Raw genomic sequence first — 24,030 nt, 5'->3', positions numbered from 1 at the left:
ACGCGTTGGGTTAAGCATGCACTTTTACAGTAATTAGCCAGTCCGCAAATGCTTGGAGCATCGCCCTGCGCTGCTTCAGATATTCTGCGGAATTATAGACACCACGCACCCCGCCGTCCTTGTGCGCGAGCTGCATCTCGATATGGTCGGTATTGAATTCGTGCTCGTTCGCCCAAGTGGACCCCACTTTGCGCCAACCGTGGCCCGTCATGCGGCCCTTGTACCCGATCCGGTGGATGAGATACAGGATCGAATTTTCACTCATGGGCCGGTTGCCTGTTCGATCATTCGGAAACACGTAGACGCTCCCGCGCGAGCGCATTTTCATTTCTTTCAGCAGCGCCTGGGCTTGCGTCGACAACGGGACAAGATGCTCGCGGTTCTTCTTCATCCGCTTGCCAGGTATGCGCCAGATATCGCCCTCGACTTCTGCCCACGTCATGCGGCGCAGTTCGTCCGTGCGTGTCCATGTGAGTGCCAGTAGCTTGCAGGCCAGAACGGACTGAATTTCATCCTCCAGCGCGAGGCGCTCCAGGAATGGATGTACCTCGGATATGGCTAACGCCGCGAAACCCTCACGGGGCTTTCTGGAAAACGCGACCTTCGCATTGATCGATGATGCCGGATTCTCGTCGCAGTGGCCGTGCTGAACTCCCCAATCAAGCACCTGACTGGCCCACATGCGCACGCGTCGAACATACACGGACAGGCCGGCTGCATCCATGGGCCTCAAAGCATCCATGAGGCTGTCTCGCGTGATATCGCGCAGCAGCATGCTCCCAAGTTTCGGCGACAAGTGCATTGCCAGGCCCCTGAGTGCATTGGCTTTGTAGCCATCGCTGATATCGGTCCGGCCGGCCCAATATTCAGTGATCGCAGCATCGAACGTGATCGATGGTTTCGCCTTGGGCTTCGATTTGATATTTTCCCCATCGAGCAGCTTCAAGCGTAGCGCATCGCGTCGGTCGCGCGCTTCTTTCAAGCCAATGAGTGGGTACGGCCCGATTACCGCAGTTTGCTGCTTACCGTCAGCATTACGATACGCTACACGCCAGACCTTGCCTCCGCTGGGCAAAATGGCCAGGAATAGACCATGCCCATCAAACAGCTTGCGCAGCTTCCCGTTGTTGGGAAGCGCCTTGCGGCAATCGTTGTCGGTAAGGGTGTTGATCGCCATAGCGAGGTTCCTGTAGGTACGGGGATGGGAAAGCCGCATCATACCTACAAATGAACCTACGTGAAAATGTGGGGCACGGAGTTTTAAGGTAGCCAAATCTGCGATTCAGAATGGCAAAAACTCTGCTAAACCATTGATTTTCAAGGATTTTACGCACCGTACCGTGCGGTACTTTAATGCAACCTTGAATATGATTGGCGGAAGCGGTGAGATTCGAACTCACGAACAGTTTAACCCGTCGCTAGTTTTCAAGACTAGTGCCTTCAACCACTCGGCCACGCTTCCAGATGGCAGCATTATACATAAAGCGGACTGGCTTACCAATGGGCAGCGGTGGCTGGAGTGTCTGGGGTGCATTTTAGGATGCCGTCAGCGCAAGCTACAGGCCCCAGTTTTCCCGCAGCGCTCTTTCAAACTCCGCCGCCGGTAGCGGGCGCGAGAACAAATAGCCTTGCACTTCGTCGCAGCCAGAGCTCTTCAGGAAGGCCAGCTGCTCCGCCGTTTCCACGCCTTCGGCGATGACTTTATGGTGCAGCTGCTGGGCAATGCTGATGATGGTGCTGGCGATGGCGCAGTCGCTGGCGTCCGTGGGGATGCCGGTGGTGAAGGAACGGTCGATTTTTAAGGTGTCGATGGGGAAACGCTTGAGGTACGACAGACTGGAATAACCGGTGCCAAAGTCGTCCAGCGACAAGGCTACGCCCAGCGCCGTGATGCGGTCCATGATGCCGATCACGCGCTCGATGTTGTGCATCAGGGTGCTTTCCGTGATTTCCAGCTCCAGCCAGGCCGCTTCCAGGCCGTAGCGGGCCAGGGTGGCCGCCACCCTGGCGGGCAGGGCCGAAGTAAATTCGCGCGCGGAAACGTTGACGGCCAGACGGATGGGAGGCAGGCCGGCCAGTTTCCACGCCTGCGCCTGGGCGCAAGCCGCTTCCAGGACCCATTCGCCCACCTGCACCACCAGGCCCGTCGATTCGGCCAGGGGAATAAACTCGGCGGGCGGGATCATGCCGTGCTGCGGGTGGTGCCAGCGCACCAGGGCTTCGGCGCCGATGATGCGGCCGCTGCCCAAGGCGTATTTCGGCTGGTAGTGCAGCAGCAATTGCTGTTCCGATAACGCCTGGCGCAAGCCTGTTTCCAGGCGCATGCGTGCCTGCATGCCCAAGTTCATGTCCTGGCTGTAGAAGGCCACGCTTTCCGCTTCACCGCCGCTGTCCTGTTTGGCGCGGTACATGGCGATGTCGGCCAGGCGCAGCAGGGTTTCCGCGTCCTGCCCATCTTGCGGATACACGCTGATGCCGATGCTGGCGCCCACGCGCAAGTCGTGGCCTTCGATCAGGAACGGTTGCACCAGGGAAGCGAGCAGCTTTTGCGCCACCATGCTGGCTTCGAAATGCTGGCCGATGTCGAACAGGCCAACGGCGAACTCGTCGCCGCCCAGGCGAGCCACCAGGTCCTGGTCGCGCAATACCTTGCGGAAACGCAGCGAGACCTGGCGCAGCAATTCGTCGCCGATGCGCCGGCCCAGGGTGTCGTTGATCAGCTTAAAACGGTTCAGGTCGATGAACAGCACGCAACCGAGCATCTTGCTGCGCTGCGCCACGCTCAGGGCCTGGTCGACCAGCTTGGCCAGCAAGGTGCGGTTGGGCAGGCTGGTCAGCGGGTCGTAATACGCCAGGTGATGCAGGCGCTCTTCGGCCAGCTTGCGTTCCGTGATGTCCGTCAGGTAGGCGATGAGTCCGATGGGCTTGGCGTCCATGTCCTGCAGCGGCGACAAGGACAGGCTGGCCCAGAAGATCTCGCCTGACTTCTTTCGGCGGCGCACCTCCATCAGGCGTCCTCCCTGCTCCAGGAAGGCGTCGTGGAAACCGGTGTCCTCATCGTCGTACAAGAACAAAATGTTGCGCCCTACGGCTTCCACCGAGGTATAGCCGAACAGGCGCTCAGCACCCTTGTTCCAGCTGGTGATGTAGCCGGTCAAGTCCATCGTCAGCACGGATTCGTGCAACTGGTCGAGGATTTGCGTCTGCTGCGCCAACAAGGCTTCGACTTGCGCAAAGGCATGGGTCGAGCGTTGTGCCAGCGAATGCACCTGCAGCACGCCGGCCGTCAGCGAGGCCAGGCTGGCCAGGTGGCGGCGGTCGGCGTCGTTGTACAGGCTGCGTCCCGCCACACAGTAATGGCCGAAGCAATGGCCGTCAAAACTGATTTCCTGCAGCAAGGCCGGCGTATCGCTGGAAAAAATCGCAGACGATGCAGCGCCATCGGCGCTAGCTATCGGCAGGAACTGGCCATGCGGGCTGGCCATCACGGCGCTGGCAATACGGCCCAGTTCGGCCACCAGCGCGGGGCCACGCAAACGCACGACGGCATCGCACAGGGCGGCGCTGTCACCGAGGTAATCCGACAACGGCAGCAAGGTCATGCTACAGGTTCCGGCTGACCTGGATGGCCCATTGGTAGGCCTGTAACAGGCTGCGCCAATAGGTTTCTCCATCGATGCCGGCACGGCGCAAGCCTTCGGGCGGCGGCATGGCGCTTTCAACCAGCGCCAGCAAGGTGCCCAGCTCGCCATTGCGCTCCAGCAAGGCGGCGCTGACTTCAGGCGCCAGGTTCAGGGTGGCGATGATGTCCGGCATGGGCATGCCCAGCAGGACGTCGAGCAGGGAAAACACGCCCGCCATGAAGGCCAGGTCTTGCGCGTCGCGGTCGCCGCCGCGCAACTGGCACAGCGCTTCCATCTGCGCCGCGCGCACGGCCGCCAGCGGCAGCAGCGCGTGGATCTTGCCATCGTCTTGCTGGCGCGCATACAGCAGCAATTGCAGCCAGCGCTGCAGCTGGCGCCGGCCCAGCAGGGTGATGGCCTGGCTGAAGCTGGTAATCGGCGCCGTGAAACCGAAGGCGGCTGAATTGACCAGTTTCAATAAATGATAGCTGAGCGATGGATCTTGCTTGAGCGGCACTTCCAGCTCGTGCGCGTCGGCATCGCGGGCCAACAGGCCCAGCAGCGCCAGCAGGCGCTTGCGCGAGGTGGCGTCTTCCGGCTCGCTTTGCTGGCGCGCATGGTGCAGGGCGTAATCGCCGGCAAACCAGCTCACGCCCAGCGCTTGCAAGGCAGCAAACTGCTCGGCGTCGACGATGTTGTAGGCCAGGTGCGGCCCCGGCAAGGGCAGTAGCTGATGCAGGGCCGGGCGTGTGCCCGCCGCATCAAAACTCAGCGCGCGCGCTTCAACCTGCGCCGCCACCACGGGACCGGCATCGGCGCCATCGAGCAGGATGCGATAGCCGGCGTCGCGCCATTGCTGGCATTTTTTCTGGATTTGCTTGTCGCCGGCAAGCTGGGCCGGCAAACGGAAAATGGTGCGTTGCGGCGCCAGTTGCGCCAGCACGGCCTCGTCCACGCCATGCGGGTCGGCCAGGGGAATGATGCAGTCGAGCGGCGCCAGGAAGGCATACGCATCGGCGGCGGCCAGCGCCGCCAGCAACGGCGCCGTCGAGGCCTGCGGTACATGCAAGGTGACAGCGACCCACTCGTTATGAGCATTGGCCACTGCTTGTAATCCCACCAACGGAAACAGGTTTGATTCAGACGCGGACATCGGTATCTCAGTGTGGGTAGGGCGCCATAGTAAATAAACTGACCAACATTGGCAACCTTGGCCCGACAGGGATGCCCTCGACAGCGAGAATCATTCTATCCGAATCTCACTCTCGAAACAGTTTAATTTTGGCAATAAATATTCAAAAAAAACATTCCCCCGGGAGACCCGCCTGTCATGCGGGTTTGAAAAACCCGTCGTGATGCCAGCATGGTTCAGGCGCCGCCGCCATGTGCATGCTCGACCGCATATTTGATCAATTCGGCCTGCCCTTCGATACCCAACTTGCGCTTGATGTTGAGCCGGTGCGTCTCCACCGTGCGCACGCTCAGGTCCAGGTCGCGGGCGATCTGCTTGTTCGACTGGCCCGCCGCGATGTGCTGCAGCACTTGCTGCTCGCGCGTGGTGAGGAAGGAATCGTGCACTTGCGGGCGTGACAATTGCCGTGCCAGCGCCGCGCTGTAATAAATGCCGCCCGACATCACCGTCTCGATGGCGAAGACGATATCTTTCCCTGGGGCATCTTTGAGCACATAACCGCGCGCGCCGGCAGCGATGGCTTGCGACACATATTCAAGCTTGTCGTGCATGGATAGGATCAGCACGGCAATCTGCGGAAACGCCTGTTTGAACAGCGCCGTTGCTTCAATACCATTCGTGCCGCGCATATTGATATCCATCAACACGAGGTCCACCTGGTGCGTGCGCGCCTGGGCCAACGCCTCGTCGGCGCCGCCCGCCTCGGCCACCACGTCGAAATGCGCCACCGCTTCCAGGCGCGCGCGCAAGCCGTCGCGTACGAGGGGATGGTCGTCCACCAGCAGGATATTGATCTTCTCGGTCATGTCTGTGTATCTATCAGTGTGTAGGTGGAAGGCCGAGCCGCGCCAGCACCAGGGTGCCGGCCGGCGCAGAAGTGATGTGCAGGCTGCCGCCGATGGCTTCCATGCGTTCCGTCATGTTGCGCAGGCCGATGCCGCGCTGTGGGTGCAGGGCGATGCCGTCGAAATCGAAGCCGCCGCCATTATCCTGGATACGCAATTCCACCGCCTTGCCCGCCTCGTGCAGGCTCACTTCCACAGCGCTGGCGTGGGCATGGCGCTCGCAATTGGTCAGTGCTTCCTGGGCGATGCGGAACAGCACGGTATTTACCATGTCGGGCAAGCCTTCGCCCGCCGCCGCCGGGCTGGCCGTGAAACTGGCTTGCGCGCTGCTGCTGTCATTGAATTCATGCACCAGGTGGTCGAGCGCGGCGGCCAGGCCCAGGTCGTCGAGAATGGCCGGGCGCAGGTTGTGCGAAATGCGCCGTACCTCGCCCAGTACTTTGTTCAGCTGCTCGGCGGCCCGCTCGAACGTGGCGGGCGCCTTGTCTTTCTGTTCGGCATTGCCGGCCAGGCGCGCGATGCCCGCCTCGATCTGCAGCTTGATCGAGACCAGCCACTGGCTGATGCCGTCATGCAAGTCGCGCGACAGCCGTGCCCGCTCTTCCTCCTGCGACTCGACCACCCGCTGCGCCAGCACCTTCAGCTTGGCGTCGGCCACGCGCAATTCGCGCAGGTTCAGCGCCAGGCCGCAGGCGGCCACCAGCAGGGAGCCGAGGATGGCGATGGCGGCGATCAGCTCCATGGTCGAGCGGATATTGCGCGACTGCTGGGCGTCAACCTTGGCCAGCGCCTGGTCCACGTCATCCATGTAGATGCCCGTGCCCATCATCCAACCCCATTCCGGCATCAATATCACATAGCCGAGCTTGGGCGCGGACTTGTTCGTCGACGGCTTGATCCAGTTGTAGCGCTCGAAGCCGCCGCCGCTCTTCGCCCGCTGCATCAGGCGCTGGATGGTCAGATTGCCGTCCGCGTCGCGCAACTCCCACAAATTCTGCCCCACCAGCTCAGGCTGGCGCGGATGCATCAGCGACTTGCCCCGCAAATCATAGATGAAGAAATAGCCATCGTCGCCATAGCTGAGGGCGGACAGGATGCGCTTGGCTTCCTCTTGCGTGGCGGCATCCTTGCGCCCCGACTGGTACAGGGAGGCGATGGAATGGCTGGCCAGGGTCACGTAATGCTTGAGTTCGGCTTCCTTGCTGGCCAGATACGCCTGCTGAATGGTGGCGCGCTGCTGCTCGGCCAGGGTGATGGCCTGGTGCCGCACGGCAAATGCAATGGCGCACAGGGCGAGTATGAGCGGCGTGATGGCCAGGAAGATGACTTTCTGTCTGAGTTTCATGGCCTTGCGCGCTCCGGCGGCGTCGATGCTGGTGGGAATGCGTGATTTTACGTCGCGGCGCGGCGATAGCCCTGCGTAGTAATACTGAGCGTTACTGCGTAGTCGTGCGCTTGCGGCAATTATACGATTCCTGAATACTCGCCATAAGCTGCAACTACAGCAAAAGTAACATCAAACTGGCGACGACCAGGACCCGCAGCACACATCATCGCACGGCACAGCGCCCGTCAATCTCTGGAGGAAGCATGAACCGCATTTTCAAACAGCTCGGCTGGGCAGCGCTTGCGCTGGCCGGTGCCGGGTCCCTGGGCGTCGTCGCCCTGCAACGTGGCGAGCCGATCAGCGCTATCTGGATCGTCATCGCCGCCGTCTGCGTCTACCTGATCGCCTACCGTTTCTACAGCCTGTTCATCGCCGACAAGGTGCTGGGCCTGGATCCGCGCCGCATGACGCCCGCCTTCAAGCACAACGATGGCCTCGACCACGTGCCGACCAACAAATACGTGCTGTTCGGCCACCATTTCGCGGCGATTGCCGGCGCCGGCCCCCTGGTCGGCCCCGTGCTGGCCGCGCAGATGGGCTATTTGCCCGGCATGCTGTGGATACTGGCGGGTGTCGTGTTTGCCGGCGCCGTGCAGGATTTCATCGTGCTGTTCATTTCCATGCGCCGCGATGGCCGCTCCTTGGGCGACCTGATCAAGGCTGAACTGGGCGAAATTCCCGGCATGATCGCCCTCCTGGGTTGCTTCATGATCATGGTCATCATCCTGGCCGTGCTGGCATTGATCGTCGTCAAGGCGCTGACCGGCTCCCCATGGGGCAGCTTCACCGTGATGGCGACGATTCCCATCGCGCTGTTCATGGGCGTGTATTCGCGCTTCATCCGCGTCGGTCGCATTGGCGAAATCTCCATCATCGGCTTTGTACTGCTGATGCTAGCCATCATCGGCGGTCAATACGTGCAGGAACACGCGGTGCTGGGTCCGATGTTCACGTTCACGGGCACGGAACTGACGTGGATGCTGATCGGCTACGGTTTCATCGCTTCCGTGCTGCCCGTGTGGCTGCTGCTGGCGCCGCGCGACTACCTGTCCACTTTCCTGAAAATCGGCACGATCCTGGGCTTGGCCATCGGCATCATCGTCGTCGCGCCTTACCTGAAAATGCCGGCCATGACGAAGTTCATCGACGGCTCCGGCCCGGTCTGGTCGGGCAATCTGTTCCCCTTCCTGTTCATCACCATCGCTTGCGGCGCCGTCTCCGGTTTCCACGCGCTGATTTCCTCTGGCACCACGCCGAAGATGATTGAAAACGAAAGCCACGCCCGCTTCATCGGCTATGGCGCCATGCTGATGGAATCGTTTGTTGCCATCATGGCCCTGGTGGCCGCCTCGACCATCGAGCCTGGCATCTATTTCGCCATGAACAGCCCGGCCGCACTGATCGGCACCACGGCCGAGTCCGCCGCACAAGCGATCTCGCAGTGGGGCTTCTACGTGACGCCGGAAATGCTGACGCAAACGGCCAAGGACGTTGGCGAGCACAGCATCATCTCGCGCGCCGGCGGCGCACCGACCCTGGCGGTCGGCATGGCGCAGATTCTCTCCGGCGCTATCGGCGGCAAGGCCATGATGGCCTTCTGGTACCACTTCGCTATTTTGTTCGAAGCGCTGTTCATTCTGACGGCCGTCGATGCAGGCACGCGTGCCGGTCGCTTCATGCTGCAAGACTTGCTGGGCAGCTTCGTCCCAAGCTTGAAAAAGACGGAAAACGTCATCGCCAACCTGCTGGCCACGGGCCTGTGCGTGGCGGCCTGGGGCTATTTCCTGTACCAGGGCGTGGTCGATCCATTGGGCGGCATCAACACCTTGTGGCCGCTGTTCGGCATCGCCAACCAGATGCTGGCGGCGATTGCGCTGATCCTCGGCACCTGCGTGCTGTTCAAGATGAAAAAGGGCCGGTATGCGTGGGTCACCATCACGCCGACCATCTGGCTGCTGCTGTGTACCCTGACGGCTGGCTGGCAAAAGATTTTCGATGCCAACCCGCGCGTGGGCTTCCTGGCGCACGCCAAGAAATATTCGGCGGCGCTCGATGAAGGCACCTTGCTGGCGCCGGCCAAGTCGGTGGCGCAGATGCAGCAGATCATCTTCAACGATTACCTGGACGCCGGTCTGGCCGCCTTCTTCGTCATCGTTGTGATCAGCGTGCTGTTCTTCGGCATCCGCACCGTCATGAAGGCGCGCGCCGACAGCCGTCCAAGCACCAAGGAAACGCCGTTCCAGGCCATGCCCACGGTGCAATGATGATAGACGAAATCATCAAGGCTGGACGGTATCTGGGGCAAAGCATGCGGCTCATGTGCGGCTTGCCCGAGTACGACACCTACGTGGCGCACCGGGAAGTGACCCATCCCGGCGAGCCGATGATGACGTATGAAGAGTTCTTCCGCGAACGGCAGGAAGCCCGCTACGGCGGCGCAGGCAAACGCGGTGGCTGCTGTTAAGACACCGGACCAAACCTACTGCGCGTCGGTATAGGCGGCTTGCGATGCTCACCGTGCTCAAGCACGGTTGCGCTTCTCGGCCGCCTCTCCCTTCCGCTCGCGACGGTTTTGTCCGGCGTCTTGAACTAAAAAAATTTCGGTGGTGGTTCTTTGGAACCGCCCTCCGTTGTTTCATCTCGTATAAGTTCCCCTCCCCTCTCCTCCCTTAGACCCACATCAACATCGTGAAGTGTCTTCACGTCTATATTTTTCCAATAGGAATTAAAAAACAGTCTATGGGCCGACCGGAGAAGCGCCGCAACCATGTTCAATTTCCAACGCTCCAGCATCAGCCAGAAACTGACCATGATTTCGGTGCTGTCGTCGGGCTGCGCGCTGTTGCTGGTGTTCGTGGCGTTCGCCGTGACGTCTGTGCTCAGCCACAAGAACGATGAAGGCAAGCAACTGCTGTCGCTGGCGGGCGTGATCGGTGCGGCCAGCGCGGTGCCTTTGCTGGTGGGCAAACCTGCCCAGGCGCAGGCGCAACAGGTGCTGGCATCGCTGGCCGCGCGCGACGAGATCGCCCAGGCGGCCTTGTTCGACCGGGGCGGGCGCCTGTTCGCCCTGTACCGCGCGCCGCAGCACGCGGGCGGCCTGGCTACGCCGGAAGATATGGACCATGCCTTGCTGGCCGACATGGCCGTGCAGCCCGTCACGCAAGGCGCGGGCACGACCTTGGCGCCCGCCATGCGTTTGTACCGTCCCGTCTACCGGCCAGGCGAGGCGCAACAGATCATCGGCGCCGTGCTGATCGAAGCGGACCTGAACCACATGTGGCGCGACATCGGCCGCCACGTGGGCGCCATCGGCGGTGCCACCGTGCTGTCTTTTCTGGTAGCCGTGTTCCTCGCGCGGCGTTTCAAGAGCGTGATCGCCGAACCGATCACCAAGCTGATTGATACAGCGCAAAAAGTGTCGAGCAGCCAGACCTACAGCCACCGCATCGCGCACCAGCGCAGCGACGAGCTGGGCGTGCTGATCGACAGTTTCAACGACATGCTGGCGCAGATCGACAGCCGCGACAGCACCCTGGCCAATTACCGCGACCAGCTCGAACGCCAGGTGGGCGTGCGCACGGCGCAGTTGGAAAAGGCCAAGGATGCTGCCGAGGCGGCCAGTCATGCGAAGAGCGCCTTCCTCGCCACCATGAGCCATGAAATCCGCACGCCCATGAATGGCGTGCTGGGCATGACGGAACTGCTGCTGGCCAGCCCTTTAAGCCCGCAGCAGCGCCACTACACGAGCATGGTGCAGCGCTCGGGACAGAATTTGCTGGTGATCATCAACGACATCCTCGACTTTTCCAAGATCGAGGCGGGCAAGCTGAGCGTGGAATACATCCGCTTCAATTTCCGCGAATTGCTCGACGATATAGAACACGTGTTCGCGCCGCAGGCGGAAGCGAAAAATATCAGCCTGGAATTCGATATCGCGTTTGACATTCCCATCGCCATCTGTGGCGACCCGAACCGTTTGCGCCAGATCATCGTCAATCTGCTGGGCAATGCCATCAAGTTCACAGAAACCGGCAAAGTCACCGTTAAAGTGGCCGTGTGCAGCGAAGATACGCCCAGCGTGGGCTTGCGCTTCGAGGTGCACGATACGGGTATCGGCGTCTCAAACGAGGCGCAGACGCGCATCTTCGAATCGTTCTCGCAGGCGGATGGCTCGACCACGCGCAAGCACGGCGGCACGGGCCTGGGACTGACGATCTCGAAACAACTGGTGGAACTGATGGGCGGCACTATCGGCGTTGATAATGCTTTAACGCAAGGATCGATCTTCTGGTTCGAAGTAAATTTCGATAAGCGGCGCGTCGACAGCGACGACCCGTCCTTCAACCTGAAAACCACGCGAGGGTTACGCGCCTTGATCGTCGACCACACACCCGCAACGCGCGCCGTGCTGGAACGGCAGCTGGCCAGCTGGCACATCGTCAGCGACAGCGCCGGCACGGCCAGCGACTGCCTGGGCAAACTGCGCGCAGCCGCGCAGGCGGGCACACCGTATGGCGTGGCCCTGCTCGACATGGAATTGCCGCGCACCAGCGGCCTGGCCCTGGCCGCCAACATCAAGAGCGACCCGCTGCTGGCCGATCTCAAGCTTCTGCTGCTGAGCACGGAGCAGGCGGCCGCCGACCCCGTGCAGCGGCGCGAGGCGGGCGTGGCCTTCCAGCTGATCAAGCCGGCGCGCGAATGCGACCTGTTCGACTGCATCGTCACGCCGCCGCGCGCCAGCGAGGGCATGCGCATCCACCCGCCACACGCGGCGCGCCAGGTGGGACGGCGCCAGCGCCGCCGCGTGCTGCTGGCCGAGGACAATCCCGTCAACGTGGAAGTGGCGCTGGCCATGCTCGATAGCCTGGGCCTGGACGTGGTGTGTGTGCGCAACGGCGAAGAAGCCTTGCAAGCGGCGCAGGCCGAGGATTTCGATTTGATACTGATGGACTGCCAGATGCCCGTGATGGATGGCTTTGCCGCCACGGCGGAAATCCGCCGTCATGAACAGCAGTGCGGCCATGCGCGCGTACTGCCCATCGTTGCCATCACGGCCAATGCGTTGCAGGGCGACCGCGAGGCATGCCTGGCGGCCGGTATGGACGATTACCTGAGTAAACCTTTTACGCAGCAAGACCTGGGCCACACGGTAGCGCGCTGGATCACCCTGCCGCGCGCAGCCACCGTCCACCACAGCGAGGCGCAGGAGGCATCGCCGGAGGTGCCTCCGCCTGCACCCGCCTCCCCGCCAGCCGGCCAGCCGCTGAACCGGCAGGCGCTAGAAAACATCCGCGCCCTGTCGCGCGCCGATGGCGATGCGCTGCTCGAGCGGGTCATCCTCGCTTTTACCAGCGAGACGCCGCGCCAATTGATCGCCATGCGCGTAGCGATCGCCGGTGCGGATACGGAAGCGCTGCGCAAGGTGGCCCACAGCCTCAAGTCGGGCAGCGCCAACGTGGGCGCCGATGGCCTGGCGCAGCTATGCAAGGAAATGGAAAAACTGGGCCGCGCCGGCAGTACCGAGGGCGCGACTATCCTGCTGCAGCAGATGCAGCAAGCCTTCCTGGCCGTACGCGAATCGCTGAGCGCCATCCTCGTGAAGGAACACTGACATGACAGCGCCCCTCCCCCCCTCACGCGGCCTGGTGCTGGTCGCCGACGACGATCCCGTGATGCGCCTGCTGATGCGGCAAATGCTCACGCAGGTGGGCCTGGACGTGATCGAGGCCGAGGACGGCGTGCAGGCGCTGGCCAGCTACAAACACAGCGGGCCGGACCTGGTCATGCTCGACGTCGACATGCCGGCCCTGGACGGCTTTGCCGTATGCCGCGAAATCCGTCTCCAGGAAGTGGGCGGCACCGTGCCCATCATCATGGTCACGGGCGACGACGAGCTGGAAGCGGTCACGCGTGCCTACGAGGTGGGCGCCACGGATTTCATTTCCAAGCCCATCAACTGGCCCATCCTGGGCCATCGCGCGCTGTACGTGCTGCGCGCCAGCGACGCCATCGCCCGCCTGCGCATCGCCGACGCGCACAACCGCGCCGTGCTGGCCGCCATCCCCGACACCTTCTTTCGCCTGAACCGCGAGGGCTTTTATCTCGACTATGAACAGGGGCACGACGCCAGCGCGGGCTTTTCCATCAGCGACTGCGTGGGCAGCCATATCGGCGACGTGCTGCCGCCCGAAATCGCCGCGCGCCTGTTGGACAAGGCGCACGCCGTGCTGGCTACGCAGCACATCGGCTCGGTCGATTACACGCTCAAGCACGAAAATAGCACGCGCCATTTCGAAGCGCGCCTGGTGGCAACCGGGGCCGACGAGGTGCTGGGCCTGGTGCGCGACATCAGCGAGCGCAAGCGTACGGAAGAGCAGATCCGCCGCCTCGCCTACTGCGACAGCCTGACGGGCATCCCCAACCGGCAAGCGTTCCTGGAAACGCTGGAACGCGAACTGCTGCGCTCGAAAGAGCACGACAAGAAATTCGCCGTGCTGTTCATGGACCTCGATGCCTTCAAACGCATCAACGACACCCTGGGCCACGATGTGGGCGACCACCTGCTCAAGGTGGTGTCAGAGCGCCTGCGCGAAACCATCCGCCCCAGCGACCTGGTGCTGCGCGCCGAACACGAGTTTGAGGCCACGTCCGGCGGCAGCAACCTGGCGCGCCTGGGCGGCGACGAATTCACAATTTTGATTCCCGACCTGGAGCGGGTGGAAGATGCGCTCAACGTGGCGCACCGCGTCAAGGAAGCCATGCGGCGGCCCTTCATGACCGAGGGACACGAGATTTTCGTCACGGCCAGCATCGGCATCTCGCTGTATCCGGAAGATGGCGAGGATTGCAATTCGCTGTTGAAATATGCGGACACGGCCATGTACCACGCGAAGAACTGCGGCAAGAACAACGCCAAGCTCTACAGTTCATCGCTGACGATGGAAATCATGAGCCACGTGAAGATGGAAGTGGGGCTGCGCAAGGCCTTGCAAAACAACGAGCTGTACTTGCTGTACCAGCCGCAGATCGACGTGCCCAGCACACAGATCGTGGGCGTGGAAGCGCTGGTGCGCTGGCGTCATCCCGAGCGCGGCATCATTTCGCCCACGGAATTCATCCCGCTGGCAGAAGAGACGGGGCTGATTGTGCCCATCGGCGAATGGGTGCTGCGCACGGCGTGCAACCAGGCCAAGGCCTGGCAAAGCGATGGCGGGCGAGCTATCCGCATGGCCGTGAACCTGTCGGCGAAGCAATTCAAGGATGAAAACCTGATGCAGATCGTGCTCTCAGCCCTGGCCGACACGGGCCTGGACGCGCGCCTGCTGGAACTGGAATTGACGGAAGGGACATTGATGGACGATGCGCGTGCCACCATGGTGACCTTGGAGCAATTGCGCGGCATCGGCGTGTACCTGTCGATCGACGACTTCGGCACGGGCTACTCGTCGATGAACTACCTGAAACGCTTCGACGTGCGGGCCTTAAAAATCGACAAGAGTTTTATCGCCGGCTTGCCGCAGGATACGGAAAACGCGGCCATCACGCGCGCCATCATCGCCATGGCGCATGGATTGAAGATGGTGGTGGTGGCCGAGGGCGTGGAGACGGACGAGCAATTGCTGATGCTGGAAGAATACGGCTGCGACATGGCGCAAGGCTATTTCCTGGGCCACCCGTCACCGCACGACACGATCACCGCCATGCTGGCTCGGCAGGCCGAGCGGCTGGCCAGCCTGGAAACTAGAGCACTTCGAAGGCAAGGATTTGCGTGACTTGCTGCGCGTTGAAATTATCGTCGGAAATCATTACCAGGCTGCGGTGGCCGTTTTCCAGGCGCGGACCCCAGCTGATGCCTTCGATATTGTCGATTCTTTCAAGACCGATCTTTTCCAGGTCCAGCAGCAATCGCTTGCGCGCCGGCACATAGGCCGCGCCCGCCAGGGCCGCGATGGACTGGATATCGGTGGCGCCCTCCGTTTCCATCGCGTAGATGCGCACGTGATTCGTATACACGCCATCGGCGTGTTCCACGCCGGCCCGCTCCACCACCAGCAGCTGATGGTCATTCACGGCGAGGATTTCCGACACGCCATTGTCCGCTTCACGTCCCGGCGCGGGCCGTGACGCCACTGGCTCGATAGCATACGCGTACTGGCGCAGCACCTTGCCCGCGCGGTCCAGGCGCGTGATCCGCACCACGGAGCCGTGATCGGGCGTGGCCAGCGGGCCATCTTGGTACAGGGCCGCTTCCATGCCCAGCCACAGGCTCTTGCCATCCGACGAGAAAGACAGTGCCTCGAAGCTCATGTTGTTGCGCGAGCCAATTTCTTCCTTCGAGACCTTGAACATGGCGGGCGTGGGCAAGGTGACCAGATAACGCCCGTCGCGGTCTGCGTGGCGCACGAACGGGTGCAGGCCCACCTTGCGGTTGCCTTCGCTGCCGTACCACAGGCTGCCGTCCTGCGGATCGACGCGGATGGTTTCGATGTCGGGCACCTGGTCGCCACTGTCGAGCTTTGCATGCGCCAGGTTCGGATAGCGGCTGCCGTCGGGCTGCGTGAAAAAATGCACGCTGCTCAGGGTCACGCCCGTAAACGCCTTGCTGTCGTAGGCCAGGGTGGCGCGGTAGAAGCGGGCCGGATTGATTGCCGAGCGGTCATCACTTTCCATCACCCAGCTGTTGCTGTCCGCCGCGTAATCGATGCCGGACAAGCCGCCCACCGTGGTGCCCTCGAACGCGTGCTTGAGCGCGATGCGCTGCTCGCCGATCAGGCGCAGGCCGGCAATCGGCGCGTCGTGAGGGAAGCTGGCACAGGCCGAGAGGAGGATGGCAACGGACGCCAGGGCAAGCGCGGCGCGCGCGCGGCGTAACAATGGAGGCATGATCGGTATCAAATCGGTATCAAATAAGTCAGCAGGGCGTGGCTTACACCACGCCATCGGTCTTGAGCCGCGCGATGGCGGCCGCATCATAGCCGAGCGACGCCAGCACTTCATCGTTGTGCTGGCCCAGGGTCGGCCCCAGCCACTGGGTCTTGCCCGGCGTGGCGGACAGTTTCGGGCTGATGGCGGGCAATTTGACGGGCGTGCCGTCGGCGAAATGGTGTTGTTCGAACATATTGCGGGCGAGAAACTGGGGATCGCTCAGCATGTCGCGCACGGAGTAAATTTTTCCGGACGGCACGTCGGCCGCCTTCAGCACGGCCAGCGCGCTGTTGATCGTGTGGGTAGCGCACCAGGCGCCGATGGCGTCGTCGATTTCCTGCGTGCGCGCCACGCGGCCATCGTTGCGTGCCAGTTGCGGGTCGCCCGCCATGTCGATGCGGCCCATGGCCAGCATCAAGCGCTTGAAGATGGCGTCGCCGTTGCCGGCGATCACAATGTTTTCGCCGTCGCCCGTGGTGTAGGTGTTCGACGGCACGATGCCGGGCAAGGAACCGCCCGTGCGCTCGCGCACCACGCCGGCCTGGTCGTATTCGGGCACCAGCGATTCCATCAGGTTGAACACGGATTCGTACAGGGCCACGTCGACCATCTGGCCTTCCCCGGAAGCCACCCCGCCGGTCACGTCGCGGTGGCGCAAGGCCATCATGGCGCCGATCACGCCGTGCAGCGCCGCCACCGAGTCGCCGATCGACACGCCCACGCGCACCGGCGGGCGGTCGGCAAAGCCGGACACATAGCGCAAGCCGCCCATGGATTCGCCGATGGCGCCGAAACCCGGCAAGTCCTTCATCGGGCCCGTCTGGCCAAAGCCGGACAGGCGCACCATGATGAGGGACGGCTTGATTTGCTTGAGCTGCTCATAGCCGAGGTCCCACTTTTCCAGCACGCCGGGGCGGTAGTTCTCGATGATGATGTCCGCTTCCAGGGCCAGCTGGCGCGCGATGGCCCGGCCTTCCGGCGCTTTCAAGTTCAAGGTCAGACTCTTCTTGTTGCGCGCCTGCACCGACCACCACAGCGAGGTGCCATCTTTCAGCACGCGCCAGGTACGGATGGGGTCGCCGCCATCGGGCGACTCGATCTTGATCACGTCGGCACCGAATTCGGCCAGCATGCGGGCACAGAACGGCCCCGCGATCAGGGTGCCCAGTTCCAGCACTTTAATGCCTTGCAGTGGACCGGTGGTCGCGGAGGATTCTGTCATGTTATGGTCAGGTTGCCCTGCGGTCGAGCATCGCGCGGGCGATGGTGCCCGCGTCGACGTATTCCAGTTCGCCGCCCACGGGCACGCCGCGGGCCAAACGGCTCACGCGCAAGCCCCGCGCCTTCAGCATTTCGCTAATGTAGTGGGCCGTCGCTTCGCCTTCATTCGTAAAATTGGTGGCCAGCACCACTTCACCGACCACGCCATCGTTGGCGCGGCCCAGCAATTTTTCAAGGTGGATATCTTTCGGACCGATGCCGTCCAGCGGAGAGAGTCGCCCCATGAGCACGAAATACAGGCCCTTGTAGGTGAGCGTCTGCTCGATCATCAACTGGTCGGCGGGCGTTTCCACCACGCACAGCAAGCGCTTGTCGCGCTCTTCGTCGAGACAAGTCTCGCACACTTCATGTTCGGTAAAGGTATTGCACAGGCCGCAGTGATGGACGGCATCGACGGCCTGGAACAGGGCGCGCGACAGCATGGCCGCGCCTTCCCTATCGTGCTGCAACAAATGAAATGCCATCCGCTGCGCCGACTTAGGGCCGACGCCGGGCAGGCGCCGCAGCGCCTCGGTCAGGAATTCAAGCGACTTGGACATGGATCAACCCTGCCCCGTGCCATAGATCGAGCGCATGCGGTAGTGCATCAGAATGGCATTTTGAAGCCGGCTGGCAAGTTCATGCCGCCAGTCAAGCCTGCCATTTTTTCAGCGGAAGTCGCTTCCGCCTTGCGCACGGCGTCGTTGAAGGCGGCAGCCACCAAGTCTTCCAGCATATCCTTGTCGTCAGCCAGCAGCGACGGGTCGATGGACACGCGCTTGACGTCGTTCTTGCACGTCATGACAATTTTCACCAGGCCGGCGCCGGACTGGCCTTCCACTTCCACCAGCGCCAGTTGTTCCTGGGCCTTTTTCATGTTGTCTTGCATTGCTTGCGCCTGCTTCATCAGGCCAGCCAGTTGATTTTTCATCATAAGAATGCTCCGTTCAATTCAATTTGTGAGTGTGTTAATCATCAATGCAGGGTCGGCGCGGCGGAGCCGGCCGGTGCAGGGGTAATCGTTCCCGGCACGACGAAAGCGTCGAATGCACGCTTCATGTCGAGCACGAAGGGATCGCTTGCGATGGTTGCTTCCGCTTGCAGTTGGCACGCCTCGCGGTGGGCCTGCGCTTCCGCACTGGCCGTGTACCAGACAGCGCCCAGTTCCGTATCGACCGCGACCTTGCGGCCGAAGCGCTCGGTGAGCGCGGCCGCCAGTTTTTCCACGTTGGCCGGACTGCGCCAGGTGTCGATGGGCACGCGCAGGCGGAACGTGGTGCTGTGGCCATCGTGCAGGCAGTCAATCAGCTCGGCCTGCACGGCCAGCTGCTGGGCCACGCCGCGCAGCGGCAGCACGGCGGCGACGGCCGGCCAGTTGCCGTCCCAATCCAGTCCCGGCACGGGCGTGATCACATACGGCCCGCTGGGCGCGGCTTGCTTGGCGGCACGTTGCGGCATGATGACGGCGGGCTGCTCGGTGCTCTGCGCGGCTGGCGCCGACACGGCGGCCGAAGCGCTATCGTCGGAAAATTCGGTGACCCAGGGCGGCAAGTCGTCGTCGGCGGGCGCCTGCTGTGGCGGCGGAGCGGCAGGACGCGCCTGCACGGGCGCCGCCGGTACGGCCACCGGCGCTTCCATCACAGCCACGGGCGGCGCATCGTCCCACGGCGCCGGCGCTTTCGCGGCGGCAGGCGGTGGCGGAGCTGCCTGGACCGGTGCAGCCGGAGCCGGCGCGGCGACGGCAGCAGCCGGTGCTGGCGCAGGGGCAGCTGATTTGGGCGCCGACGATGGCGCCGATGGCGCGCTGCCCGGACGGCCTTTCGAAGCGGCACGGGCCGCTTCCAGCGCCGCATTGATGGCGGCGCGGGCGGAACTGATGGGCGCGCCCGATGCTGCCGGGGCAGCCGCAGCAGGAGCGGCGGCGGGCGGCGGCGCCGCTGGTGCCGGGGCCGGGGCGGAAACGGGTACTGGCGCCGGTGTCGGAACAGCCGCGCGTGGCGGCGGCGCTTCGCTGCGGGCCATGCTGGCGGCAGTTGCCGCGACGACGGCCGCTGGCGCCGCGGTGCCAGCCGTTACGGCTGCATGGCTGGCCACGCTGTTCGTGGCGGCGCGGGCGGCGGGCGGCGAACCCGCTGCGGCGCGCGCGGCGGCCACGGCAGCGGGACGGCTCATTGAAGCTGAATTCGGTGAAGCAGCCGGCACGCCATCGGCGCCACCTATGCCGGGCCGAAAGGCCAGCATGCGCAGCAAGGTCATGGTAAAGCCCGCGTATTCGTCGGGCGCCAGGCCCAGCTCGTTGCGGCCATGCACGGCGATCTGGTAAAACAGCTGCACTTCTTCCGCGTCAAACGCAGCAGACAGGCGCATGATGTCTGCATACTCGGGCAAATCCTGCGGCAAGGCGGCGGGTACGGTTTGCGCCAGCGCAATGCGGTGCAACAAGGTGCCCAGGTCTTGCAGCGCGCCGTTATACGACAGGCTGCGCGACGCCATCTCGTCGGCCACGGCCAAGAGATCCGCGCCGTCCTGCTGCGCCAGCGCATCGAGCAGGCGTACCAGGTAGGATTGGTCGAGCGCGCCCAGCATGCCTTGCACGGCATCCAAGGTCACTGCGCCGGCCGCATACGCGATGGCCTGGTCCGTCAAGGACAGCGCATCGCGCATGGAACCGTGGGCGCCCTGGGCCAGCAGGCGCAAGGCCGGCTGTTCGAAATCGATGCCTTCCTGTCCCAGGATATTGTCCAGGTGGCTGATGATGTGGCCGGGCGGCATCTGCTTGAGGTTGAACTGCAGGCAGCGCGACAGTACGGTCACGGGAATCTTTTGCGGGTCCGTCGTGGCCAGGATGAACTTGACGTGCTCGGGTGGCTCTTCCAGCGTTTTCAGCATGGAATTGAACGCATGGTTCGTCAGCATATGCACCTCATCGATCATATAGACCTTGAAGCGCGCATTGCTTGGCGCGTAGACCGCTTGCTCCAGCAGCTGCGCCATTTCATCGACGCCGCGGTTCGACGCCGCATCCATCTCTATATAGTCGACAAAGCGTCCCGCATCGATCGCCGTGCACGCTTCGCACACGCCGCAAGGCTGGGCCGTGATGCCGCCCGTACCATCGGGGCCGATGCAATTGAGCGATTTGGCCAGGATGCGCGACAGGGTCGTCTTGCCGACGCCGCGCGTGCCCGTGAACAAATAGGCATGATGCAATCGGCCGCTGTGCAATGCATGCGTGAGCGCGCGCACGACGTGCTCCTGACCGACGAGCGTCTCGAAATTCTTGGGGCGGTATTTACGGGCGAGGACTTGATAGGACATGCTGAGATTTTACCATGCGAGTTGCGGTGTGATCCTGCGCGGCGGGCGCAAGCCTCATGGCCGGGCCAGTCTTCCTGGCAAACGCGGCAAAGCAGCAATTGTATAACATGGCCCGGCAGAAACAGGGAAAACACGGCAAGCCCGGCAATGCTGCGGCGGCACAGGAATTGTGGCCGTAAAAGCAAAAAAGCTGCCCATGGCAGCTTGATTGTTGATCCTGATAAAACATTCCCGAAGGAGGCGAGCCTGATCTGCGGCACTCATGGTTAATAGCCGTGGCTGCTTCGTTCCCGACCTGACCAGGTTAGCCATGCCACAATGCGCAGGGGCCCGCCGGGGACAATTATAACCGGTCTGCGGGGAATGGGGAAGTTGACGCGCAAACCGCCCTTCCCCGCGAACAATTTACAAACCCAGCTCTTGCCAAATGCCATCTACCTTGGCCTTCACTTCCGGCGTCATGGCGATCGTCGTGCCCCACTCACGCGTCGTTTCGCCCGGCCATTTATTCGTCGCATCGATACCCATCTTGCTGCCCAGGCCGCTGACCGGCGAGGCGAAGTCCAGGTAATCGATGGGCGTATTGTCGACCAGCGTCGTATCGCGGATAGGGTCGACGCGCGTGGTGATGGCCCAGATGACTTCCTTCCAGTCGCGGATATTCACGTCTTCGTCGACCACCACGATGAACTTGGTATACATGAACTGACGCAAGAAGCTCCAGACGCCGAACATCACGCGCTTGGCGTGGCCTGCGTACTGCTTCTTGATCTGCACCACGGCCATGCGGTAGCTGCAACCTTCGGGCGGCAGGTAAAAGTCCGTGATTTCGCTGAACTGCTTTTGCAGCAGGGGCACGAACACCTCGTTCAGGGCCAGGCCCAGCACGGCAGGCTCGTCCGGCGGCTTGCCCGTGTAAGTGGAGTGATAAATCGGGTCGCGGCGCATGGTGATGCGGTCGATGGTAAACACGGGGAAACTGTCCTGCTCATTATAGTAACCGGTGTGGTCGCCATACGGCCCTTCCAGCGCATGCTCATAGCCGCTCGGATGGTTTTCGTCCGGGTAGATATGGCCTTCGAGCACGATTTCGGCCGACGCGGGCACGCGCAGCTCGCTGCCGATGGCTTTCACCAGCTCCGTGCGGCTGCCACGCAGCAAGCCGGCGAACTGGTATTCGGACAGGCTGTCCGGCACCGGCGTCACGGCCCCTAATATAGTAGCGGGATCGGCGCCCAGCGCCACGGCGATCGGATACGGCTTGCCCTTGCTTTGAATCGCATGCTCGCGGAAGTCCAGCGCCCCGCCCCGGTGCGCCAGCCAGCGCATGATGACCTTATTGCGTCCCAATACTTGCTGGCGGTAAATGCCCAAGTTTTGCCGCTTCTTGTTCGGCCCCTTGGTAATCACCAGGCCCCAGGTGATCAGAGGGGCAATATCGCCGGGCCAGCAATGCTGAATGGGCAGGCGCGCCAAGTCCACGTCATTGCCTTCCCAGACGATTTCCTGGCACTTCGCGCCGCGCAACTCTTTCGGCGACATGTCCCACACGGATTTCACCAGCGAACCGAGACCCAGCAAATCCTTGAAATCCTTCGGCGGTTCCGGCTCCTTCAAACGCGCCAGCACATGGCCGATCTTGCGCAACTCACTGACATCTTGCGCGCCCATGCCCAGCGCCACGCGGCGCGTGGTGCCGAACAAATTACCCAGCACCGGCATCGTGTGTCCCGTCGGATTATTGAACAGCAAGGCCGGCCCGCCTGCGCGCAAGGTGCGATCACACACCTCCGTCATCTCCAAAATCGGTGAAATGGGGGTCGAAATGGGCTTAAGTTCACCCATTTGTTGCAGTTGAGAAATAAAATCTCGCAAATCTGAATATTTCATGTGTTTTTAATTTTTTTTGACGTCGGACGCCGTTGCTGAAGGATCTATGCCAAGTAATTGATTTTATTGGCTTTTGGCACAATGCAAGACAAAAAGTAAGACATAAAAGTAATAAAGAATCGATTCGTTAGTATTGACTTGATATAAAACGGCTTCTACAATTCGCCCAACTTGAAAGAGCACGCCGGCCCAGAGCTTGATTTTAGCGTTTCTCTTTCATTCACGGAGTCGGGGCTCCACATGACATTTTAAGGAGTGTTTTCAAAAGGCGTCTGCCTTACCCCCGGTAAAAGTTGTATTGCGACTGATCCAATACCAAAACGGGACGGATCAGCTCAAGCAAGCAATGACGGCGTTTCTCGCACGCATCCATACGCGGCGGAAACGATGATATTTCTGATGCACGGCATTGGCAGCACCCACAACACCGCGAGACCGCGGAGGGACTGCCTGTTGACGCGACATTTCGGGGAACTCTATGACTCATCGTAGCACTGAAGCAGCATTGCCTGCTTCAACCGTGGCTGGCCAGCCAGCGTTGGCGCGTTTGCGCGCCCGCGCACAGGCCATTTCAGCACGTGGCGTATTGACCACGGCACAACACACACTGACAGTCTTCGGCATTTCCGCCCTGGCACTGATCGCCCTGCTGATGTTCCGCCCCGACCTGGGCAAGCAACTGACGCACAGCCTGTTCCCGCTGCCCATGGCAGAAGCGCAAGCCGTTGAAGCACCAGCCCTGTCGGCATTGATGGAAGCGCCTGCCTCCGTGCAAACGGCTGCCGTCAACGACGCGCCGCTGAGCAAGGAAGAAAAAGCCTTGCTGGGCACGCAAAAGCAGCAGCAATGGGTCACCAGCTGGCTCTCCAAGCGCTACCGCGTGGCCAACGATGCAACCAATATGCTGGTCTCGACGGCCTACCTGACGGCCCGCGAAATCAAGCTGGACCCGCTGCTGATCCTGGCCGTGATGGCCATCGAATCGGGCTTGAACCCGTTCGCCGAAAGCCCCGTGGGCGCACAAGGCTTGATGCAAGTCATGTCGAAAGTACACCATGAGCGCTTCCAGGAAATGGGCGGCGTGCAAGCAGCCCTCAATCCCGTGGCCAACATCCGCGTCGGCTCCCTGATCCTGAAAGACTACGTCACGCGTGGCGGTTCCGTCGAGGCAGGCTTGAAAACCTACGTGGGCGCCGCCAACTTCGCCACGGACTCGGGCTACGGTTCGCGCGTGCTGGCCGAATACCGCCGCCTGAAACAAGTGTCAGCCGGCCAGCGCGTGCCGACCACGACGCCAGTGATGGCATCGAACACGCCAGCGCCAGCCAAGGCGCCGACAGCAGAAAGCGGCATCACCATCAAAGTGCTGCCGCACAACGAGATCGCCGGCCTGTGACCCTTTAAAAGCCCTCACAGGGGCATCCAAAAAGCAGCACCCAATAAAAAAGCCACCGCACGCAAATGCCGGTGGCTTTTTTATGGTTCATCGCACTTTGCCGGGGAACGCATCCTTGATTTTAAGGAAGAAGTATGCCGAGTCCCGGAAACCGTAAGCCATCCGCTTGATAACTTTGATGCGGTTGTTGACAC

Annotated in this window: 17 protein-coding genes, 1 tRNA gene and 1 other RNA gene; 5 read left to right on the top strand and 14 right to left on the bottom strand. The window is 62.1% G+C overall.

All coding sequences use genetic code 11. The features are described 5' to 3' along the window. Positions 1 to 10 precede the first annotated feature (10 nt). The 6 genes from ACP7DE_RS27260 to ACP7DE_RS27235 all read right to left on the bottom strand — a co-directional run bounded on the left by ACP7DE_RS27260 (position 11) and on the right by ACP7DE_RS27235 (position 7,005). On the bottom strand, positions 11 to 1,177 hold the full coding sequence (locus tag ACP7DE_RS27260) for a tyrosine-type recombinase/integrase (protein WP_426075038.1): 1,167 nt from the start codon (positions 1,175 to 1,177) through the stop codon (positions 11 to 13). Between the two features lie 195 nt (positions 1,178 to 1,372). Continuing rightward, a tRNA-Ser gene (locus ACP7DE_RS27255) sits at positions 1,373 to 1,462 on the bottom strand. Between the two features lie 94 nt (positions 1,463 to 1,556). Further along, the gene (locus ACP7DE_RS27250) at positions 1,557 to 3,602 is read right to left on the bottom strand and encodes a putative bifunctional diguanylate cyclase/phosphodiesterase (protein WP_426075037.1); all 2,046 of its coding nucleotides are present in this window, start codon (positions 3,600 to 3,602) and stop codon (positions 1,557 to 1,559) included. Position 3,603: 1 nt separating this feature from the next. Continuing rightward, entirely contained in the window at positions 3,604 to 4,728 is a 1,125-nt protein-coding gene (locus ACP7DE_RS27245) for an EAL and HDOD domain-containing protein (protein WP_426075036.1), read from the bottom strand. A 263-nt stretch (positions 4,729 to 4,991) separates the two neighbouring features. Then, positions 4,992 to 5,621: a response regulator transcription factor gene (locus tag ACP7DE_RS27240; RefSeq protein ID WP_426075035.1), complete on the bottom strand. Its 630-nt coding sequence runs from the start codon at positions 5,619 to 5,621 to the stop codon at positions 4,992 to 4,994. A 13-nt stretch (positions 5,622 to 5,634) separates the two neighbouring features. Then, positions 5,635 to 7,005 carry a cache domain-containing protein gene (locus ACP7DE_RS27235; RefSeq protein ID WP_426075034.1) on the bottom strand — a complete coding sequence of 457 codons (1,371 nt, stop codon included), beginning with the start codon at positions 7,003 to 7,005 and terminating at the stop codon, positions 5,635 to 5,637. A 245-nt stretch (positions 7,006 to 7,250) separates the two neighbouring features. Here ACP7DE_RS27235 and ACP7DE_RS27230 point away from each other — a divergent pair, with 245 nt between their 5' ends. The 4 genes from ACP7DE_RS27230 (at position 7,251) to ACP7DE_RS27215 (ending at position 14,819) form a co-directional block, all read left to right on the top strand. Next, positions 7,251 to 9,311 (top strand): carbon starvation CstA family protein, encoded by a 2,061-nt coding sequence (locus ACP7DE_RS27230; RefSeq protein ID WP_426075033.1) that lies wholly within the window; start codon positions 7,251 to 7,253, stop codon positions 9,309 to 9,311. Beyond that, positions 9,311 to 9,511: a YbdD/YjiX family protein gene (locus ACP7DE_RS27225; RefSeq protein WP_010396213.1), complete on the top strand. Its 201-nt coding sequence runs from the start codon at positions 9,311 to 9,313 to the stop codon at positions 9,509 to 9,511. Before ACP7DE_RS27230 ends, ACP7DE_RS27225 begins: the two co-directional genes overlap by 1 nt. Before the next feature lie 303 nt (positions 9,512 to 9,814). Continuing rightward, complete coding sequence (locus ACP7DE_RS27220; RefSeq protein ID WP_426075032.1) at positions 9,815 to 12,658, top strand: response regulator; 2,844 nt, start codon at positions 9,815 to 9,817, stop codon at positions 12,656 to 12,658. 1 nt (position 12,659) lies between these two features. Continuing rightward, on the top strand, positions 12,660 to 14,819 hold the full coding sequence (locus tag ACP7DE_RS27215; protein ID WP_426075031.1) for a putative bifunctional diguanylate cyclase/phosphodiesterase: 2,160 nt from the start codon (positions 12,660 to 12,662) through the stop codon (positions 14,817 to 14,819). Here the strand turns inward: ACP7DE_RS27215 and ACP7DE_RS27210 are convergent. The 7 genes from ACP7DE_RS27210 to ubiD all read right to left on the bottom strand — a co-directional run bounded on the left by ACP7DE_RS27210 (position 14,788) and on the right by ubiD (position 22,440). After that, positions 14,788 to 15,930 (bottom strand): esterase-like activity of phytase family protein, encoded by a 1,143-nt coding sequence (locus tag ACP7DE_RS27210; protein ID WP_426075030.1) that lies wholly within the window; start codon positions 15,928 to 15,930, stop codon positions 14,788 to 14,790. The genes ACP7DE_RS27215 and ACP7DE_RS27210 overlap by 32 nt on opposite strands. A gap of 43 nt (positions 15,931 to 15,973) precedes the next feature. Continuing rightward, the gene (locus ACP7DE_RS27205) at positions 15,974 to 17,194 is read right to left on the bottom strand and encodes a CaiB/BaiF CoA transferase family protein (RefSeq protein WP_426075028.1); all 1,221 of its coding nucleotides are present in this window, start codon (positions 17,192 to 17,194) and stop codon (positions 15,974 to 15,976) included. 7 nt (positions 17,195 to 17,201) lie between these two features. Beyond that, on the bottom strand, positions 17,202 to 17,792 hold the full coding sequence (recR, locus tag ACP7DE_RS27200) for a recombination mediator RecR (RefSeq protein WP_071078710.1): 591 nt from the start codon (positions 17,790 to 17,792) through the stop codon (positions 17,202 to 17,204). 47 nt (positions 17,793 to 17,839) lie between these two features. Then, complete coding sequence (locus ACP7DE_RS27195) at positions 17,840 to 18,166, bottom strand: YbaB/EbfC family nucleoid-associated protein (RefSeq protein WP_034759121.1); 327 nt, start codon at positions 18,164 to 18,166, stop codon at positions 17,840 to 17,842. Positions 18,167 to 18,207: 41 nt separating this feature from the next. After that, a complete protein-coding gene (gene dnaX, locus ACP7DE_RS27190) occupies positions 18,208 to 20,550 on the bottom strand; it encodes a DNA polymerase III subunit gamma/tau (protein ID WP_426075027.1) in 2,343 nt (780 codons plus the stop codon). A 236-nt stretch (positions 20,551 to 20,786) separates the two neighbouring features. Beyond that, positions 20,787 to 20,885, bottom strand: an RNA gene (ffs, locus tag ACP7DE_RS27185) — signal recognition particle sRNA small type. Between the two features lie 70 nt (positions 20,886 to 20,955). Then, positions 20,956 to 22,440 carry a 4-hydroxy-3-polyprenylbenzoate decarboxylase gene (ubiD, locus tag ACP7DE_RS27180; RefSeq protein ID WP_426075026.1) on the bottom strand — a complete coding sequence of 495 codons (1,485 nt, stop codon included), beginning with the start codon at positions 22,438 to 22,440 and terminating at the stop codon, positions 20,956 to 20,958. 478 nt (positions 22,441 to 22,918) lie between these two features. Here ubiD and ACP7DE_RS27175 point away from each other — a divergent pair, with 478 nt between their 5' ends. After that, positions 22,919 to 23,836, top strand: a complete 918-nt coding sequence (locus tag ACP7DE_RS27175; RefSeq protein WP_426075025.1) for a transglycosylase SLT domain-containing protein — start codon at positions 22,919 to 22,921, stop codon at positions 23,834 to 23,836. A gap of 87 nt (positions 23,837 to 23,923) precedes the next feature. Here ACP7DE_RS27175 and ACP7DE_RS27170 read toward each other — a convergent pair. After that, a partial coding sequence (locus ACP7DE_RS27170; RefSeq protein WP_426075080.1) for a transposase occupies positions 23,924 to 24,030 on the bottom strand: 107 nt, incomplete at its 5' end.

Source organism: Janthinobacterium sp. DSP2-3-3 (genome assembly GCF_049897325.1).
Classification (GTDB): Bacteria; Pseudomonadota; Gammaproteobacteria; order Burkholderiales; family Burkholderiaceae_D; genus Janthinobacterium.
Note: the sequence above shows the minus strand (reverse complement) of the source record. Positions and strands in the feature narration are given on the sequence as shown.

Coding starts and splice junctions, on each gene's coding strand:
- ACP7DE_RS27215 (WP_426075031.1), top strand. CDS start 12,660: ATGACAGCGCCCCTCCCCCCCTCACGCGGCCTGGTGCTGGTCGCCGAC.
- ACP7DE_RS27205 (WP_426075028.1), bottom strand. CDS start 17,194: ATGACAGAATCCTCCGCGACCACCGGTCCACTGCAAGGCATTAAAGTG.
- recR (WP_071078710.1), bottom strand. CDS start 17,792: ATGTCCAAGTCGCTTGAATTCCTGACCGAGGCGCTGCGGCGCCTGCCC.
- ACP7DE_RS27250 (WP_426075037.1), bottom strand. CDS start 3,602: ATGACCTTGCTGCCGTTGTCGGATTACCTCGGTGACAGCGCCGCCCTG.
- ubiD (WP_426075026.1), bottom strand. CDS start 22,440: ATGAAATATTCAGATTTGCGAGATTTTATTTCTCAACTGCAACAAATG.
- ACP7DE_RS27175 (WP_426075025.1), top strand. CDS start 22,919: ATGACTCATCGTAGCACTGAAGCAGCATTGCCTGCTTCAACCGTGGCT.
- ACP7DE_RS27260 (WP_426075038.1), bottom strand. CDS start 1,177: ATGGCGATCAACACCCTTACCGACAACGATTGCCGCAAGGCGCTTCCC.
- ACP7DE_RS27220 (WP_426075032.1), top strand. CDS start 9,815: ATGTTCAATTTCCAACGCTCCAGCATCAGCCAGAAACTGACCATGATT.
- ACP7DE_RS27225 (WP_010396213.1), top strand. CDS start 9,311: ATGATAGACGAAATCATCAAGGCTGGACGGTATCTGGGGCAAAGCATG.
- ACP7DE_RS27240 (WP_426075035.1), bottom strand. CDS start 5,621: ATGACCGAGAAGATCAATATCCTGCTGGTGGACGACCATCCCCTCGTA.
- ACP7DE_RS27195 (WP_034759121.1), bottom strand. CDS start 18,166: ATGATGAAAAATCAACTGGCTGGCCTGATGAAGCAGGCGCAAGCAATG.
- ACP7DE_RS27235 (WP_426075034.1), bottom strand. CDS start 7,005: ATGAAACTCAGACAGAAAGTCATCTTCCTGGCCATCACGCCGCTCATA.
- dnaX (WP_426075027.1), bottom strand. CDS start 20,550: ATGTCCTATCAAGTCCTCGCCCGTAAATACCGCCCCAAGAATTTCGAG.
- ACP7DE_RS27230 (WP_426075033.1), top strand. CDS start 7,251: ATGAACCGCATTTTCAAACAGCTCGGCTGGGCAGCGCTTGCGCTGGCC.
- ACP7DE_RS27210 (WP_426075030.1), bottom strand. CDS start 15,930: ATGCCTCCATTGTTACGCCGCGCGCGCGCCGCGCTTGCCCTGGCGTCC.